Origin of the sequence: Rahnella sp. ChDrAdgB13, assembly GCF_017655185.1 — a bacterium.
Classification (GTDB): domain Bacteria; phylum Pseudomonadota; class Gammaproteobacteria; order Enterobacterales; family Enterobacteriaceae; genus Rahnella; species Rahnella contaminans.
On record NZ_JAEMGT010000012.1, the window covers coordinates 90,571 to 108,374 of the forward strand.

At 54.5% G+C, this 17,804-nt stretch carries 16 protein-coding genes; 11 read left to right on the forward strand and 5 right to left on the reverse strand.

Annotated elements, in window-relative coordinates; translation table 11 throughout:
- Window positions 1-24 precede the first annotated feature (24 nt).
- The 4 genes from dam to trpS are packed head-to-tail and all read left to right on the forward strand — an operon-like array spanning window position 25 to window position 3,276.
- Complete coding sequence (dam, locus tag J8X26_RS05040; protein ID WP_152327512.1) at window positions 25-840, forward strand: adenine-specific DNA-methyltransferase; 816 nt, start codon at window positions 25-27, stop codon at window positions 838-840.
- 49 nt (window positions 841-889) lie between these two features.
- The gene (rpe, locus tag J8X26_RS05045) at window positions 890-1,567 is read left to right on the forward strand and encodes a ribulose-phosphate 3-epimerase (protein WP_208950306.1); all 678 of its coding nucleotides are present in this window, start codon (window positions 890-892) and stop codon (window positions 1,565-1,567) included.
- Window positions 1,560-2,258 (forward strand): phosphoglycolate phosphatase, encoded by a 699-nt coding sequence (locus tag J8X26_RS05050; RefSeq protein WP_165061035.1) that lies wholly within the window; start codon window positions 1,560-1,562, stop codon window positions 2,256-2,258. The genes rpe and J8X26_RS05050 overlap by 8 nt, the downstream gene beginning before the upstream one ends.
- 1 nt (window position 2,259) lies before the next feature.
- Window positions 2,260-3,276: a tryptophan--tRNA ligase gene (gene trpS / locus J8X26_RS05055; RefSeq protein ID WP_152327509.1), complete on the forward strand. Its 1,017-nt coding sequence runs from the start codon at window positions 2,260-2,262 to the stop codon at window positions 3,274-3,276.
- An 81-nt stretch (window positions 3,277-3,357) separates the two neighbouring features.
- Here the strand turns inward: trpS and J8X26_RS05060 are convergent, their stop codons facing one another.
- The 5 genes from J8X26_RS05060 to nirB form a co-directional block, all read right to left on the reverse strand.
- Complete coding sequence (locus tag J8X26_RS05060; RefSeq protein WP_374101266.1) at window positions 3,358-5,076, reverse strand: ShlB/FhaC/HecB family hemolysin secretion/activation protein; 1,719 nt, start codon at window positions 5,074-5,076, stop codon at window positions 3,358-3,360.
- Between the two features lie 88 nt (window positions 5,077-5,164).
- Entirely contained in the window at window positions 5,165-6,322 is a 1,158-nt protein-coding gene (locus J8X26_RS05065) for a collagen-like triple helix repeat-containing protein (protein WP_208950308.1), read from the reverse strand.
- A 239-nt stretch (window positions 6,323-6,561) separates the two neighbouring features.
- Window positions 6,562-7,944 carry a siroheme synthase CysG gene (gene cysG / locus J8X26_RS05070; protein ID WP_208950309.1) on the reverse strand — a complete coding sequence of 461 codons (1,383 nt, stop codon included), beginning with the start codon at window positions 7,942-7,944 and terminating at the stop codon, window positions 6,562-6,564.
- A 60-nt stretch (window positions 7,945-8,004) separates the two neighbouring features.
- Window positions 8,005-8,355 carry a nitrite reductase small subunit NirD gene (gene nirD / locus J8X26_RS05075; protein WP_152327505.1) on the reverse strand — a complete coding sequence of 117 codons (351 nt, stop codon included), beginning with the start codon at window positions 8,353-8,355 and terminating at the stop codon, window positions 8,005-8,007.
- Entirely contained in the window at window positions 8,352-10,904 is a 2,553-nt protein-coding gene (gene nirB / locus J8X26_RS05080) for a nitrite reductase large subunit NirB (RefSeq protein WP_165061048.1), read from the reverse strand. The genes nirD and nirB overlap by 4 nt, the downstream gene beginning before the upstream one ends.
- A gap of 222 nt (window positions 10,905-11,126) precedes the next feature.
- On the opposite strand from nirB, the gene J8X26_RS05085 reads away from it, so the two are divergent.
- The 7 genes from J8X26_RS05085 (at window position 11,127) to J8X26_RS05115 (ending at window position 17,760) form a co-directional block, all read left to right on the forward strand.
- Complete coding sequence (locus J8X26_RS05085) at window positions 11,127-12,410, forward strand: cytosine deaminase (protein ID WP_165061051.1); 1,284 nt, start codon at window positions 11,127-11,129, stop codon at window positions 12,408-12,410.
- A 145-nt stretch (window positions 12,411-12,555) separates the two neighbouring features.
- On the forward strand, window positions 12,556-13,122 hold the full coding sequence (gene ppiA, locus J8X26_RS05090) for a peptidylprolyl isomerase A (protein ID WP_152327502.1): 567 nt from the start codon (window positions 12,556-12,558) through the stop codon (window positions 13,120-13,122).
- 140 nt (window positions 13,123-13,262) lie between these two features.
- Window positions 13,263-14,786 carry a helicase HerA-like domain-containing protein gene (locus J8X26_RS05095; protein ID WP_208950310.1) on the forward strand — a complete coding sequence of 508 codons (1,524 nt, stop codon included), beginning with the start codon at window positions 13,263-13,265 and terminating at the stop codon, window positions 14,784-14,786.
- A gap of 241 nt (window positions 14,787-15,027) precedes the next feature.
- Entirely contained in the window at window positions 15,028-16,233 is a 1,206-nt protein-coding gene (locus J8X26_RS05100; protein WP_208950311.1) for an aldose 1-epimerase family protein, read from the forward strand.
- A gap of 96 nt (window positions 16,234-16,329) precedes the next feature.
- Window positions 16,330-16,500: a YhfG family protein gene (locus tag J8X26_RS05105; protein WP_152327499.1), complete on the forward strand. Its 171-nt coding sequence runs from the start codon at window positions 16,330-16,332 to the stop codon at window positions 16,498-16,500.
- Entirely contained in the window at window positions 16,490-17,092 is a 603-nt protein-coding gene (locus J8X26_RS05110; protein ID WP_152327498.1) for a putative adenosine monophosphate-protein transferase Fic, read from the forward strand. Before J8X26_RS05105 ends, J8X26_RS05110 begins: the two co-directional genes overlap by 11 nt.
- A 92-nt stretch (window positions 17,093-17,184) precedes the next feature.
- A complete protein-coding gene (locus tag J8X26_RS05115) occupies window positions 17,185-17,760 on the forward strand; it encodes an aminodeoxychorismate synthase component II (RefSeq protein WP_152327497.1) in 576 nt (191 codons plus the stop codon).
- The last annotated feature ends 44 nt before the right edge of the window (window positions 17,761-17,804 follow it).

Below are 17,804 nucleotides of genomic sequence, written 5' to 3' on the forward strand. Positions count from 1 at the left end.
TTGTATAAGTAGCTAACTGACGGCATGAAGAAGAACCGCGCGTTTTTGAAGTGGGCTGGCGGCAAATACCCGCTGATTGATGACATCAGACGTCATCTACCAGCGGGAGATTGTTTGATAGAGCCTTTTGTTGGCGCGGGTTCGGTATTTTTGAATACCGAGTATGACGCTTATATTCTGGCGGACATCAACAGCGACCTGATCAATCTCTATAACATCGTGAAAATGCGTACCGAAGAATTCGTACGCGACGCCCGTGTGCTTTTCACGCCTGAGTTTAATGAATCAGATCGTTTTTACGCACTGAGGGCTGAGTTTAATGCCAGCAGCGATCCTTATCGTCGTTCGGTACTTTTCCTCTATCTCAACCGCCATTGTTACAACGGTCTTTGTCGTTATAACCTCAGTGGTGCGTTTAATGTCCCGTTCGGACGCTATAAAAAGCCGTATTTCCCTGAAGAAGAGCTCCACTGGTTTGCGGAAAAAGCCCGCAATGCGGTGTTTGTTTGCGAGCATTATCAGGACACTTTGCTGAAAGCGCAGTCTGGCTCGGTGGTGTATTGTGATCCCCCTTATGCACCGCTTTCGGCGACGGCCAATTTTACGGCGTACCACACCAACAGTTTTAGTATGGAAGATCAGCGCAATCTGGCGCGGCTGGCGTATCAGCTTTCCCATGAGAATAATGTGCCGGTGCTGATTTCCAACCATGAAACACCGCTGACGCTGGAATGGTATGCAGAGGCGAAACAGCTGCACCGCGTCTCGGCGCGCCGGACGATCAGCAGCAAAGTGGCTCAACGCAGCATGGTAAATGAACTTTTAGCGTTATATCGCTGATTACCGGCTAGCCGGTGATTTTCGGGAACCTTATCGTTTGGAGAAGCGGATGAAACAGTTTTTGATTGCACCGTCCATTCTATCGGCTGACTTTGCCCGCCTGGGTGAAGACACGGCGAAAGCATTGGAAGCTGGCGGAGATGTCGTCCATTTTGATGTGATGGACAATCATTACGTCCCGAATTTAACGATGGGGCCGATGGTCCTCAAATCATTACGCAATTACGGCATCACGGCGCCTATCGACGTGCATCTGATGGTGAAACCGGTCGATCGTTTGATCCCGGATTTCTCAGAAGCCGGGGCGTCTTACATCACTTTCCACCCTGAAGCCTCCGAGCACGTTGACCGCTCGCTGCAACTGATTAAAAGCCACGGCTGTAAAGCAGGTCTGGTTTTCAATCCTGCTACGTCCCTAAGTTATCTGGATTATGTTCTGGATAAACTTGATGTGATCTTGCTGATGTCCGTCAACCCGGGCTTTGGCGGTCAGTCATTTATTCCCGGAACGCTTGATAAATTGCGTCAGGTTCGCAAAATTATCGATGACAGCGGTTACGACATTCGCCTTGAAATTGATGGCGGCGTGAAAGCCGAGAATATCCGCGAAATCGCCGCAGCCGGTGCAGACATGTTCGTCGCCGGTTCCGCCATCTTTAACCAGCCTGATTATCGCACCGTGATTGACCATATGCGCAGTGAACTGGCTAAGGTCTCCCATGACTGAGCCTCTTGTTGCACGCGGCATTGCGTTCGATTTAGACGGCACGCTGGTCGACAGCGCGCCGGGCCTTTCCGAAGCGATTGATCTGGCGCTGCGTGATTTTGGCTTACCGGCCGCAGGCGTTGAGCGCCTGAGCACCTGGATTGGTAACGGTGCCGACGTGATGGTTGAACGCGCGGTTCGCTGGGCAGAAGGTGATTTGTCACCAGAGTTCCTGCAAAAAGTGCGCGATAAGTTTGACCACTACTACGCCGATACCGCCGCTTCAGGCAGCCGTTTATACCCGCAGGTGAAAGAAACGCTGGCTGCGCTGGCGGCTCTGGATCTGCCATTAGGGCTGGTCACCAACAAACCCACGCCGTTTATCGCGCCTCTGCTTGCCTCACTGGGCATCGACAGCTATTTCTCGCTGGTGATTGGCGGCGATGACGTCGTGGTGAAAAAACCGCATCCGGCACCGGTCTATCTGATGCTGGGAAAACTCGGTCTGCGTGCCAGTGAAATGGTATTTGTTGGCGATTCCCGCAACGATATTCAGTGCGCTCAGGCGGCGGGCTGCCCGTGTGTGGGCATGACTTACGGCTATAACTACGGTGAATCTATCGCGCTGACGAAACCCGATCGCGTGCTGGATCATTTCGCCGACCTTTTGCCCACTCTGGGGCTGTCATCTTTAAAAGATCAGGAAGCATAAAATGAGTAAACCCATCGTATTTAGTGGCGCACAGCCTTCCGGTGAACTGACCATTGGCAACTACATGGGTGCGCTGCGTCAATGGGTTCATATGCAGGACGATTACGAATGCATTTACTGCATCGTCGATTTGCATGCGATCACCGTACGCCAGGATCCCGCTCAGCTGCGTAAAGCGACGCTTGATACGCTGGCGCTGTATCTGGCTGTCGGCATTGATCCGAAGAAAAGTACCATCTTTGTGCAGTCTCATGTTCCTGAGCATTCCCAGCTGAGCTGGGCGCTGAACTGTTATACCTATTTCGGCGAGCTGGGTCGTATGACGCAATTCAAAGACAAATCAGCGCGCTACGAAACGTCTAACAGCGAAAGCATCACCGCGGGTCTGTTTGATTACCCGGTGCTGATGGCCGCCGATATTCTCCTGTACCAGACTAACCAGGTGCCGGTCGGTGAAGACCAGAAACAACATCTGGAGCTGAGCCGCGATATCGCCAGCCGCTTCAATGCCCTGTACGGTGATGTGTTTACCGTGCCTGAGCCGTTTATTCCGAAATCTGGTGCGCGCGTGATGTCGTTGCAGGAACCGACTAAAAAGATGTCCAAGTCCGATGACAACCGTAAAAACGTGATCGGCCTGCTGGAAGATCCGAAAGCGGTGTCCAAAAAAATCAAAAGTGCGATGACCGACTCCGAAGAGCCGCCTGTCGTACGTTATGACGTGAAAAACAAGCCGGGCGTTTCTAACTTGCTTGATATTCTGTCCGGCGTGACCGGCAAACCGATTCCGGAACTGGAAGCCCAGTTCGAAGGCCAGATGTATGGTCATCTGAAAGGCGCTGTCGCTGAAGCGGTTGCCGGTATGCTGACCGAAGTGCAGGAACGTTATCACCGTTTCCGTAACGACGAAGCTTACCTGCAGGAAGTGATGCGTGAAGGCGCTGAGAAAGCCCGCGCGCGTGCAAAAGTGACGCTGGCAAAAGCCTATGAAGCTATCGGTTTTGTGACCGCGCCTTAATCGCTGAGTCTGTTTGAAAATGAAAAGCCACGCCTTTCGGGACGTGGCTTTTTTGTTTGGGGTTGCCGGGTGAAGAACGCGTTAAGAACCGGCGCTGAAGTTGTAGGTAAACGTTGCGTTGTAGCGCCAGTCGCGGGAATGGCTGTCGAGCGGTACATCACCAATGGCCCGTGCGGCTTCGACCGATAACGTGTAGTGACGGTTATCGCCAAACATCACGTCAATCGCATAAGACGACAGATTCTGTTTCGGTAATCCGGCCTGATTGAATTCGGTGTGCGCACCGTCGATCACCGTGTAAGGCTGAATGGTTTTCAGCCAGATTCCCTGTTCCAGATTGTGGATATAGCGCAGCTCCACCTGGCCGCCGACGCCGTAATCGCCTTGCGCATCGCTGTCCGGATAGCCGCGCCCGTAATGCAGCGCGCCGAAATTCACCCGTTCCGGCTCCGGCAAATCATTGTCTGACCAGTCTCCTTCAACTGACGTACTGAGCCGCCATTTTTTGTCGAACAGATACGCTGCATCGCCGTTGAATTTCCAGCGGGTAAACGACAGATCGGCATTTGGCGTGGAATTCGTCGCGCCCAGCCCGTCGATCCCCTGGCGGACGTTAAATTTCGTGCTCCAGTAGGACTGGTCATATTCGCGATAACCGGCCAGTGTGATTTCTGCCGCCGGGTAGCGTATGCGCTGATTCACTTCCGGCAGCCGCACGCGCTGGTTTCCCAGACTTGCCTGCAAATCGTAATCATATTTTTTGTCAAGATAATCCAGCCCGCCGCTGATCGTCCACTGTTTTTTCCGTGTCAGCTCTAACGGATAACTGAACACGACGCCGCCGTTGTATTGCGTCTGAGTATTCTGCGAACCGACGTTGATGCCGTTCGGCAGCGATAAAATGGTGTTGTAGTCTTTGTCTTTCTGCTGGTAATAACTGCCTTTGAGCTGCATCAGCAGCCCGTCGTCACCGAGATATTGCTGATAGTTCAGACCGGCATAGGTTTTCCGCGTGTCGCTTTCCAGCGGAATTAATGTCGCAATTCCCAACTGTTCGCCGTAAGTGCTCAGCCCGCTGAGTGTGGCGTTGACCACTGCGGAACTGTCCCCTTTGCGCGTATCGACCGCAGTCTGAATGTTCCAGTTGCGCGGGCGCAAAGCCTGTACATTGAGCACGGTCGCGCCGTAGATATTGTCCGGATTATTGGCGGAGGCGGTCACTTTGGTGTCTGGCGTGCGCTCCATCAGGAGGGTGTAGCGTTCGAACGTATCCTGCGTCAGCGGTTTATCCGCCATGATGTGTTGCGACAGTTTGCTCAGCCAGCGACCGACCTGCTGATTATCGCTGTGGATCTGGGTGCCGGAAATATACCCTTCGACCAGCCCGATTTTCACCACACCATCTTTGAAATTATCCGCCGGAAGGTAGGCATAAGAGAGTACGAATCCGTCCTGATGATAACGCCGGGTAATTCCGTCCGCGGCCGCCAGTAGCTGCGACAGCGGCACTTTCTTGCCGACAAAAGGAGCGAAAGGCGCAGCCAGAGAATCCAGCGGATATTGCGTGCCGCCGACAAACTGAATGTGCTTCACCTCTATCAGCGTCTGAGGCGTCAGACTGGGGGCGGTTTTTTGTGCGGGCAGTTCGATTTTTTGTGTTTTAGCCGGAGGTTGTGAAATCGGCTGAGCCAGTTTGGCCGGGTTATTCGGGTCAATCAACGTAGGGAACATGTCTGCCGAACTGTAACCAACGACAGAGCCCAGTAACGCCACTATGCAGGATTTTATTCTCATAAACATTCCTTTGAACGCACAGGCAAATGTGGGAACCCGGAGGGAGAAGCCCGCTCCCCGGATGTCCGGACAACGGGCTTTTTACAACAATGTACTATGGTGTTTTATTCACCTTCAGGCCCAGCCCGCCGGTGACCGTCCCCAGCGTGGTCCCGACGCCCGCAATCAGGCCGCCTGATTGTGTGAGCGAAGCGCCTGCGCCAGCAGAAATACCACCGGAATTACTGGCGGTGGTCGTCGTTGTGCTGCTGGCCGGAACCAGAAGCGTACCGGTTTTAGACACTGCCTGGCCGGTATCTGTAACTGCGGTGCCCAGACCCGCCAGCGCCGGTGTGCTGGTAGAAACCTGTGTCCCGACGGAGCTGACCGCGCCGCCCACCTGATTCAGCAAACCGTTAACAGGCGTACCTAAACCGGTCGCGCCGCCCACGGCTTGGGTGGTGGTTTGTACATTGGCGACAACCGGCGTCACGATGCCCGTCGCTGCCGTCGTGACGCCGGAAAGCGCGCCGCTCTGTACATTTTGCGCCAGACCGTTACCGGTCGTGGTGACCAGTGATCCGACGTTATTCACCAGACCGCCCGTCGCACCGGTTATGCCACCCAGCGGCGTGCCGGCGGTGTTAGCGGCAATGGACGTTCCAAGACCGGATACGCCGGTGCCTAAATCAGCCACGGCTTTTGGCACGCCTGCGACCGTGGTGCCGATGGCATTAGGATTGGTGCCAAACTGGCCGACACCGTTTTGAATACCGCTACCCACGGACGTCACCGCATTCCCGGCGCTGTCGACAATGGTCACAACGCCTGAACCTGCGACCGGAATATTACTGATAGGTGTCTGGCTGGCGATACTGCTGACTTGTGTCCCCAGGCCACTGACTGCGCCACCCGCACTGCTCAGGATGGTGCCGGTAGTGAGTGTGGTGGATGTCGATCCGGTCCCTGTCCCTGTTCCGGTACCCGTTCCCGTCCCGGTCCCTGTCCCCGTACCCGTTCCGGTTCCATTACCTGCGGTGGTGGTTCCGTCACCGGTCGTTGTGGTGCCTGTTCCGGTTCCATTTCCGGCGGTCGTGGTGCCGTCACTGCCTGTTGTTGTCCCGTCTCCGGTCGTTGCCGAGCCGGTGGTGGACGTTTTTGCCGTATGAGAAGAACCGCCGCCGCCACTGCCGCTACAGGCAGCCAGTGACAGGGCGACTAAGATTGCCAAAGCAACCTTGTTAACATGACCAACATGAATGGTATGGCGCATGATTTGACCCTCCACGGGAGATTACGCCACAGTCGGCGTACTTAAAGTCTAAGTTGAAGATTCTGAATATTCCATTTGTGTGGGGTGAATATTTTGGTTTTAAGAGAGAGATTCCCGAAATTCAGGAATTTTATTCTGTTATAAGAATTCTCTTATAATTTAACGTAGAGAAGTGAAAGTCATATCACTTCTCTGAATTGATTAAAAAAATAAATGGAGTTTTCGGGCGGGGAGGGGTATTACTGCGGTGTTTCGCTGGCAAACCAGTTGAGTTTATGGCGCAGGCTGACCACGCTGCCGACGATAATCAGGCTCGGGCTTTGCACCTGTTTAGCCAGATTTTCGAGGTCAGTCAGGTTTCCGGTGACCACGCGCTGCTGCTGGCTGGTACCGTTTTCGACCAGCGCGACAGGCGTTTGTGCTGCCAGACCGTTTTCCAGCAGACGCCGTTGGATCTCGCCCGCCTGCGTCAGCCCCATATAAAACACCAGCGTTTGCTGACCCTGCGCCAGACATGCCCAGTCGAGTGCGCCGTCCTGTTTGGCGTGGCCGGTGATTAGCCGTACGCTTTGCGCATGATCGCGGTGCGTCAGCGGAATGCCGCTGTAGGCGGAACAACCCGAGGCGGCCGTGATGCCTGGCACAACGGAAAACGCGATGCCCGCGGCTTTCAGTGCTTCCAGCTCTTCGCCGCCGCGACCAAAGATAAACGGATCGCCACCTTTCAGGCGCACAACGCGTTTACCCATTTGCGCCTGTTCCAGCAGAATTTCGTTGATGCGCTCCTGGGCAACACAATGATGCCCGGCGCGCTTGCCGACGAAAATGCGCTCGGCGTCGCGGCGCACCAGATTCAGCACGCCGTCGGAAACCAGCCGGTCATAAACCACCACGTCGGCCAGCTGCATTTGCTGCAAACCCTTGAGCGTCAGCAGACCGGCATCGCCCGGCCCGGCACCAACCAGAATCACTTCACCGTGTTTATCCACCGGCTCGCTGAATAATTCTTCGAGATATTGCCCGCTTTGCGCGTCGTCATTATTGGCCAGTGATTGCGCCAGACGATGATGATTAAACAGCTTTTCCCACCAGCGGCGGCGGTCGGACATTTCGCTGAACTGCGCTTTGACCCGTGCGCGTAATCCGCCCGCTACCTGCGCCAGTTTGCCCAGATGTTGCGGCAAAATGGATTCCAGACGTTCGCGTAACAGGCGCGCCAGAACCGGCGCATTGCCGCCGGAAGAGACGGCGATCATCAGTGGTGAACGGTCGATAATCGACGGCATGATCACGCTCGCGCTTTCCGGTGCATCCACCACGTTACAGAAAACGCGGCGTTGCTCGGCGGCTTCGCTGACTTCCTGATTCACTAAATCAGAATCCGTCGCGGCAATGACCAGCCACTTTTCATCGACCAGCAGCGGCGAGAATTCGCCTTTCAGCAGGCGGACTTTGCCTTCGTCTGCCCAAATCTCAAATTGCGACGTGAAGGTGAGGGCGTTGACCGTCAGTTTCGCACCGGCATCGAGCAGCAAACGGGCTTTGCGTTCGGCAACGTCACCGGCGCCCACCAGCAGACAGGCTCTGTTTTTTAACTGACAAAAGAGGGGCAAATAATCCATGACGACGTTCCCGAAAGCAGATAACAACGCCGCCCGAAGGCGGCGTGAAAGGCGCGGAGTTTAGCAGGTTTCTGCGTGAAGGCTGGTGGTATTGATTTCCACGCTGCCGCCCTGAACACGAACCTCAAAGGCCGGAATCGAATGCGTATCGTCTTCCATACACAAACCATCCGTCAGGCGAAAATGCTGTTTTTTCAGCGGGCTGGCGACCCACAATTCGCCCTGATGTTCGGCAATAATCCCGCGTGACAGCACGCTTGATTTTGCGAAGGGATCGATATTCGACAGCGCGAAAATCTGCTCATCAGCGTAAGGACGGAACAGCGCAACTTGCTGATCGCCCGCCAGCGCGCAAACGCCGCAGCCCGGCAGGATTTGCTCAACAGAACAAAGCGTTAACCACTGGCTCATAATACTTCCTCCCCGTCGGCGATCATTTTCACCGGAATGCGTTCGTCCGGGCGCGCCGGACGGTGCTGTTCGCGTTCTGACACGAACTGGACGTTCGGGTCGCGCTGCGCGCTGTTGATAAAGTGCGTGAAGCGGGTCTGCGCCGCCGGGTCGTTCAGCGTTTCCTGCCATTCGCAAACCGCAGATTCACGCAGACGTGCCAGTTCGGCTTCCAGCTGATCGTTCAGGCCGAGTTTGTTATCGATAATCACTTTGCGCAGATAGTCGATGCCGCCTTCGAGGTTGTCCATCCAGACCGAGGTGCGTTGAAGCTTATCGGCGGTGCGGATGTAGAACATCATGAAGCGGTCGAGATAGCGCAGCAGCGTTTCGTTATCCAGATCGGCGGCCAGCAGATCGCCGTGACGCGGTTTCATACCGCCGTTGCCGCAGACATACAGGTTCCAGCCGTTTTCGGTGGCGATAATCCCGACGTCTTTGCCCTGAGCTTCCGAACATTCACGGGTACAACCGGAGACGCCGAACTTCATTTTGTGTGGTGTGCGGATGCCTTTGTAGCGGTTTTCCAGACTGATGCCGAAACCGAGACTGTCGCCAACGCCGTAGCGACACCAGGTGCTGCCGACGCAGGTTTTCGCCATGCGCAGCGCTTTCGCATACGCCTGACCGGTTTCGAAACCGGCGTTAATCAGTTTCTGCCAGATAGCCGGTAAATCGTCTTTCTGCGCGCCGAACATCCCGATGCGCTGGGAGCCGGTAATTTTGGTGTAGAGGTTATATTCCGCTGCAATTTCGCCAATCGCCATCAGGCCTTGTGGCGTGATTTCGCCGCCCGGTGAGCGCGGGATAACAGAATACGTGCCATCTTTTTGCATGTTGGCGAGGAAGACGTCATTGGTGTCCTGAAGCGGCGTGTGCTGTGCTTTCAGCACATAATCATTCCAGCAGGAGGCGAGCAGCGAACCGACAGTCGGTTTACACACTTCGCAGCCATAACCTTTGCCGTATTTATTGAGCAGATCGTCAAACGAACGGATGCCTTCGACGCGGATCAGGTGATACAGCTCCTGACGCGAATACGCAAAGTGCTCGCACAGGTGATGATTCACCTCGATGCCCTGTTTGCTCAGCTCAGCGTTCAGCACTTGTGTGACCAGCGGAATACAACCGCCACAGCCGGTCCCGGCTTTGGTTGCGGATTTCAGCGCCGCGACGGTGTGGCAGCCGCCCTGAACCGCTTTGATGATGTCGCCTTTGGTGACGTCAAAACAGGAGCAGATTTGCGCGCTTTCCGGCAAGGCGTCGGTGCCGATCACTGCGCCGCCGCTGCCCGCGTGGGCAGGCAGGATAAGTGCATCCGGGTTTTCCGGCAGTTCGATGCTGTTAAGCACCAGTTGCAACAGATTGCCATAATCGCTGGTGTCGCCGACCAGAACCGCGCCTAGCAACGTTTTGTTGTCTTCGCTGACGACCAGACGTTTGTATAACGCTTTGCTTTCATCCAGATAGACGTAGCTGCGGGCGCCCGGTGTGCGTGCGTGTGCATCGCCGATACCCGCAACGTCAACGCCGAGCAGTTTCAGCTTGGCGCTCATGTCTGCGCCGGTGAAGGTATTTTCGCGGCCAAGAAGATGGTCTGCGGTGACCTGCGCCATTTTGTAGCCCGGTGCGACCAGACCGAAGGTACGCTGATTCCACGACGCACATTCGCCGATGGCGTAAACGTCCGGATCGCTGGTCTGGCACTGGTCGTTAATGACGATGCCGCCGCGCGGTGCAATTTCGAGATCACACTGGCGTGCCAGTTTGTCCTGAGGACGGATGCCGGTAGAGAACACGATAAAATCGACTTCCAGCGCGGTGCCGTCAGCGAATTCCATGGTTTTGCGGGCAGAGCTTCCGCCCTGAACGATTTGTCTGGTGTTTTTCGCGGTGTGAACCTGCACGCCCATGCTTTCGATTTTCTGGCGCAGCTGGCTGCCGCCCATCACATCAAGCTGTTCCGCCATCAGACCGGGTGCGAATTCAACCACATGCGTTTCAACACCGAGGTTTTTCAGGGCACCCGCCGCTTCCAGCCCGAGCAAACCGCCGCCGACGACGGCACCGCGTTTGCTGCGACGGGCGCAGGATTCGATGGCGTGCAAATCTTCAATGGTGCGGTAAACGAAACAGTCCTGGCCGTCAGAACCCAGGATCGGGGGTACCCACGGGTAGGAACCGGTCGCGATAATCAGTTTGTCGTAGTACACCGTGCGGCCGCTGCTGGAGTGGATCACTTTTTCTTTGCGGTTCAGCGTGATGGCGCGTTCGCCGATCAGTACGTTGACGTTGTGCTTTTCGTAAAATCCTTCGCGAACCAGCGACAGTTCTTCGGCGGTATGGTGTGAAAAGTAAGAGGAAAGATGGACGCGGTCATAGGCCACGCGCGGCTCTTCACATAATACCGTGATATCGAACTGATCCGGCTCCGCTTTATCCAGCAAATCCTCGATAAAGCGATGGCCGACCATGCCGTTACCAATAATCGCGAGTCTGACTTTGCTCATAATTGCCTCAATTTTGATTTTATGAGGCTAAACATAACCCGCGCGTAACAGGGGGTATTGATACAAATCAAGCCGCTTCCAATATACCCCTTAGTAGGTATTTAGCTGATTTCATTGGGGTTTTGTGTAACCTTTCGATTTATAAACACTTTCAGGCTATTGTTCTTAGATTGGCCTTACAATCACTGACGACGCAGTCTTTCTAAAACGATGAGGTAACGCGTGACGAAAACTCCTTTGCGTACCATTAAAAATGTCCGTCTGCCTGATCGGGAAGGGTTGTGGCAGATAGAAATCGAAGACGGTGTGATCCGCCATATCGTTTCGCAGCTGGATAATGCCGATTACGGCGATCACATCCTGGATGCGGAAGGCGGGCTGGCGATCCCGCCTTTTATCGAACCGCATATTCACCTTGATACGACGCAAACCGCCGGTCAGCCCGCGTGGAACCAGTCCGGTACGCTGTTTGAAGGCATTGAACGCTGGGCAGAACGCAAGGCCGTGCTCACGCATGAGGATGTAAAACAGCGCGCGTGGAAGACGCTGAAATGGCAGATTGCCAACGGCATTCAGCACGTCCGTACGCACGTTGATGTCTCCGACCCGACGCTGACCGCGCTGAAAGCCATGCTGGAAGTGAAAGCCGAAGTCGCGCCGTGGGTTACGCTGCAAATCGTGGCGTTTCCGCAGGAAGGGATTATGTCGTATCCCGACGGCGAAGCCCTGCTGGAAGAGGCGCTGAAGCTGGGTGCTGACGTTGTCGGCGCGATTCCGCATTTTGAATTTACCCGCGAATATGGCGTGGAGTCGCTGCACAAAACCTTTGCGCTGGCGCAGAAATACAACAGGCTCATCGACGTGCATTGCGATGAAATCGATGATGAACAATCGCGTTTTGTGGAAACCGTGGCGGCGCTGGCGCTGCGTGAAAACATGGGCCAGCGCGTTACCGCCAGCCATACCACCGCGATGCACTCATATAACGGTGCGTATACTTCGCGGCTGTTCCGTCTGCTGAAAATGTCGGGCATCAATTTTGTCGCCAATCCGCTGGTAAACATTCATCTGCAAGGGCGCTTTGATACCTACCCGAAACGTCGCGGTATTACGCGTGTGAAAGAAATGCTGGAGGCGGGGATTAACGTCTGCTTCGGTCACGATGACGTTTTTGATCCGTGGTATCCGCTGGGCACCGCCAATATGTTGCAGGTTTTGCACATGGGGCTGCATGTTTGCCAGCTGATGGGATATCAGCAAATTGACGATGGCCTGAAGCTGATTACCACGTACAGCGCGCGAACAATGAATCTGACGGATTACGCGCTGCAAGATGGCAATCCGGCGAACCTGGTGATCCTGCCTGCACAGAATGGTTTTGATGCTGTCCGCCGTCAGACGCCGGTGCGATATTCCATCCGTCAGGGACGTCTTATCGCGCAAACCGAACCGGCAAAAACGGTCATCCATCTTGATAAAGATTATCCGGTAGATTTCAACAGCTAACGCTAAGATAAATACCGTGTAATATTATGAAATATCTGAATAATTTAGTTTTAAGCGTAAATAAAGGTAAAGGTCTGGCGCTGAGCCTAAAGCCTCTTTAGAATCAGTGGGATCTGTTGTTTGTATTCTGAAGAAAGGAACCGTCATGTTTAAACGTACTTTAGTGGCCTTAACTGCGCTGCTATCCCTGACTGCAATGTCACCGGTTTTCGCCGCCGGTCAAACCCACGTAATGCTGACCACTTCAGCAGGGAATATCGAATTGGAACTCGACAGTGCGAAGGCACCGGTTTCTGTGAAGAATTTCGTCGATTACGCGCAGAGCGGCTATTACAACAACACCATTTTTCATCGCGTGATCCCGGGCTTCATGGTTCAGGGCGGTGGCTTTACGACTGACATGCAGCAGAAAGCGACCAAAGAACCGATTAAGAACGAAGCTGACAACGGCCTGCGTAACCTGCGCGGCACCGTTGCTATGGCGCGTACTGCCGATAAAGACAGCGCGACCAGCCAGTTCTTCATCAACGTGGCAGACAATGCTTTCCTGGATCACGGTCAGCGTGATTTTGGCTATGCCGTTTTCGGTAAAGTCATCAAAGGCATGGACGTGGTCGACAAAATGTCTTCCGTGAAAACCGATAACGTCGGGCCATACCAGAACGTTCCGACCACGCCGATTGTTATCCTCTCTGCGAAAGTCTTGCCATAACATTCAGCTTTCCGGTTCCTTTCTGCAAAGAATCTAAGCCTCCTTTCGGGAGGCTTTTTGTTGGGTGTTTCTTGACGCCCCTTGTCCTGACTAATAGGTTTTAAAGAGCGTTACCGCGTCCCACTTTCAAGGAAAAAGAAATGAGCGAACCCCGCCTTATTGCCAAAGCCATGAATGAAGGCCAGCCGGTTCAGGATCTGGTGGTCCTGCCTGCTCTGGCGAACCGGCATGGATTAATAACTGGCGCGACCGGCACAGGTAAAACGGTCACGCTGCAACGCATGGCTGAACAGTTTTCGCGTATCGGTATTCCTGTTTTTCTGGCCGATGTAAAAGGGGATTTATCGGGGATTGGCGCAGAAGGCGTGCCTTCGGAAAAACTCGCCGCGCGCCTGAAGAATATCGGCGTCACTGACTGGCAGCCGCAGGCGTGCAGCATTATCCCGTGGGATATTTTCGGTGAAAAAGGTCATCCGATCCGCGCCACGATTTCCGATCTCGGGCCGTTATTGCTGGCGCGGTTGCTGGATCTGAATGACGTGCAAAGCGGCGTGTTGCAGCTGGTTTTCAAGATTGCCGATGACAACGGACTTTTGCTGCTCGACATGAAAGATTTGCGCGCGATGGTGCAGTTTACCGGCGAAAACGCGAAGCAGTTCCAGACGCAGTACGGCAATATTTCCACGGCGTCTATCGGGGCGATTCAGCGCGGCCTGATGACGCTGGAAGGTCAGGGCGCGAATCAGTTCTTCGGCGAGCCGATGCTGGATATCAACGATCTGATGCGCACCGATAAAAACGGTCATGGGATCATCAATCTGCTGGCCGCAGATAAGCTGATTAATCAGCCCAAACTCTATTCTGTTTTCCTGCTCTGGCTGCTGGCGGAACTGTTCGAACAACTGCCGGAAGTGGGTGACCCGGAACAGCCGAAGTTGGTGTTTTTCTTTGATGAAGCGCATCTGTTGTTCAATGACGCGCCTGAAGCGTTACTGACGAAAATCGAACAGGTGGTGCGCCTCATCCGTTCTAAAGGCGTCGGGATTTACTTCGTCACACAGAACCCGCTGGATATTCCTGACAGCGTGCTCGGACAGCTTGGCAACCGGGTTCAGCACGCTTTGCGCGCCTTTACGCCACGCGACCAGAAAGCGGTAAAAGCCGCGGCGCAGACCATGCGCGCCAATCCGGCGTTCGATGCGGAAGCGGTGATTAGCGAGCTGGGCGTCGGCGAAGCGCTGGTGTCTTTCCTCGACGTAAAAGGGCGGCCGGAAATTGTGCAGCGTGCCATGGTCATCGCCCCCGAATCAAAAATGGGCATGCTGGCGGAAGATGAACGCAATAAAGCCATCAATCAGTCGCCGTTGTATGGCCGCTACGAAGACAGCGTGGATCGCGAATCCGCGTATGAAAAAATCACCGCACAGGGCTTCGGTACCGTGGCAGCCCCGCAACCGGGCGGCGCGGCTAAACCCACGGCGGAAGCCGGATCCGGCGGCGGGTTGATGGGGGGGCTCAATGAAATCCTGTTCGGCAGCACCGGCCCGCGTGGCGGCAAACGCGACGGTGTGGTGCAGGTTGCCGCCAAAAGTATGGCCCGCGATTTAGGGCGACAGATTCTGCGCGGCGTTTTGGGCTCAATTATGGGTGGCCGTAAAAAGTAATCTCTTCTGTTCAACACACGAAGCTGAAACGCGTCAGCTTTGTGTGTGTTTTCTCTGCCTGACTTCTCACTATTTCCTGTAACAAATCCCGTTTCATTCTTCTTTTGCCACCCTGAGCACGTTGTGGCGGGTGGTTTTACGGCAAAACCTATCAAGGTGAAGACTGTCACGTTTTTCATCCTGCGGGATTTGTAGGCTGAATTGCTTTTGGGCTAAATCAATTCAGCAAAAAGGAGTGGATGTGAAAAAATTACTCGTAACCGGGATCGTCATGGGGCTTTTTTCGTGGCAGGCTGCCGCACAAACTATCGTGCTGACGGATGCTGAAGCCGGTACTGAACTGGGAAACTGGAAAACTGACAGCAAAAAGCTGAATATCACCGGTGCAGATTTCAGCATCGAACAAAAAGTTTTGCACGGCGGTAAACAGGAAGGGTCGAAAGTCATTACGATCACCAGCAAAGGGCTGACCATCGCCCTGAGCCCGACGCGCGGCATGGATTTACTGCATGTCACCGGCGATAACATCCGGCTGGGCTGGGATTCGCCGGTGCAGGAAGTGGTGAATCCGGCGTACATCAATCTGGAAAGCCGCAACGGCGTAGGCTGGCTGGAAGGTTTCAACGAAATGATGGTGCGCTGCGGCTTTGAATGGACCGGCCATCCGGTGACCGCGGACGGCATGATTTATACGCTGCATGGCCGCGCAGGCAACACGCCAGCGTCGAAAGTCGTGGTGGAGATTGCAGAAAAAGCGCCGTACGAAATCACCGTGCGCGGGCTGCTCAAAGAAGATACCTTCAAGAAAGCCAGGTTGGAAACCTGGACTGAGCTGCGCTACGTGCCGGGCAGCCAGTCCTGGACCATTCACGATGAACTCACCAACTCGTCGGACTATCCGCACGACTACCAGATTATTTATCACAGCAACTTTGGTCAGCCAATCCTTGAGCAGGGCGCTCGCTTTATTGCACCACTAAAATCCATTTCTCCGTTCAACGATTACGCCAAAAAAGGCCTGACCGACTGGCCGACTTACGCAGGGCCAACCAAAGGCTTCGATGAAATGGTCTTCAACATGGTGCCGCTGGCGGATGCGCAGGGTAAAACCGTCGCGGGCGTTGTCAACAAAGCCGGTGATAAAGGCGCGTCAATCGAGTTCGATACCCATCAGCTTCCGCTGCTGACGCTGTGGAAAAACACCGACACGCTGAAACAGGGATATGTCACCGGTATTGAACCGGGCACCAACTATGCTTATCCGGTGACGATTGAGCGTAAACAAGGCCGCGTGAAACAACTGCAACCCGGCCAGAGCACCGTGTTCGAGCTGAAATACTCGCTGTTGCCAGACGCGCAGGCGGTTAAGCAGCTCGAAGACCGGGTGAAAACGTTGCAGGGTGAGCATAAAACTGACGTCATCAGCCAGCCGATCGCTGTTGAATAATCCGAGTTTGGGGCACTCAGCCGGGTGCCCTTTTTTCTCTGTCTATACTTACCTTCACAAGGTATGCGCCCGAATGGCCATATCCGGGGAGGAAATATGGCGAAAAAAATGACCCTCAGACAGCAGGAAAAACTCTTTCGCGAACGTCAGCGGGAGAACTTTCAGGCCAGCAGTCTGCTTGATGGTTTGCAGGTTGAAGCCGTCACGCTGGATAACGAACAAATTTCGCAGCGCTTGTCCGAGCTGAGGAGGCACTATGAACGATAAACTCGTGGCAGGTGCCGATCCTTACTACTATCCCGGCATCAACGTTCTGAAAAACAGCCTCGGGATCCGGGAGGAACATCGTCTGTTGCAGGCCGAACTGGCTTTCACCGCACTGCGCGCCGCCGCCATGCCGCTCGGCCCGGCCACCATGGGCTTACCGCATCTGTGCGCTATCCATCTTTCCCTGTTCCAGGACATCTATCCGTGGGCGGGCAAGTTCCGCGAAATCGATATTTATAAAGACGATACGCAGTTTTGCCATTTCGAATACATCGAAAATGAAGGCAACGCGCTGATGCAGGAACTCGAGGAAGAGGAGTTTCTGGTCGGATGGCCGCACGATAATCTGGCAGAACGGCTGGCGCACTATTACACCGGCCTGAACCTGTTGCATCCATTCCGGGAAGGTAACGGGCGCGCGCTGAGAATATTCATCGAGCAGCTGGTTATCCACGCCGGTTATGACATTGAGTGGGCCAAAGTCGGGCGTGAGCGCTGGCTGGCCGCCAACAAAACGGCGGTTTTTGGCGATGAAACAGACCTGGTGGCGATTTTTAATCAGGTGATCAGTGAAATCGATGAGGCACATTGACCGGCGCACCTTGATCGACAAAAAGGCTGAAGCCTGCGGATAAAAATGCGTAGAATTACCCGGTAAATTTTTCGACTTTACCGGGATTGACCATGCTGCTGCTGATCGACAACTACGACTCGTTTACCTACAACCTCTACCAATATTTTTGCGAGCTGGGGGCAAAAGTCAGCGTGGTGCGTAACGATCAGCTGACGATTGCGGATATCGAACAGCTTTCCCCGTCACATCTGGTGATTTCGCCCGGCCCGTGTACGCCCGATCAGGCGGGAATTTCCCTGCAAGCCATCACCCATTTTGCCGGTAAACTGCCGGTTCTCGGCGTCTGCCTCGGGCATCAGGCAATGGCGCAGGCATTCGGCGCAAAGATTGTCCGCGCCCGCCAGGCCATTCATGGCAAAACTTCTCCCATCTGCCATACCGGCAACAGCGTTTTTACCGGGCTGAATAATCCGCTGACGGTGACGCGCTACCATTCCCTGGTGATTGCGCCCGAAACGCTGCCCGATTGTTTTGACGTCACCGCGTGGACTGAGCGCGAAGGCCAGCGCGACGAAATTATGGGCATCATGCACAAAACCTTACCGCTGCATGGCGTTCAGTTTCATCCGGAAAGCATTCTGAGTGAACAGGGGCATCAGCTTCTGGATAATTTCCTTAAAATCTAATCAGTTAATCTTGCTGATAAAATTACTTACCCATCAGGTGTGAT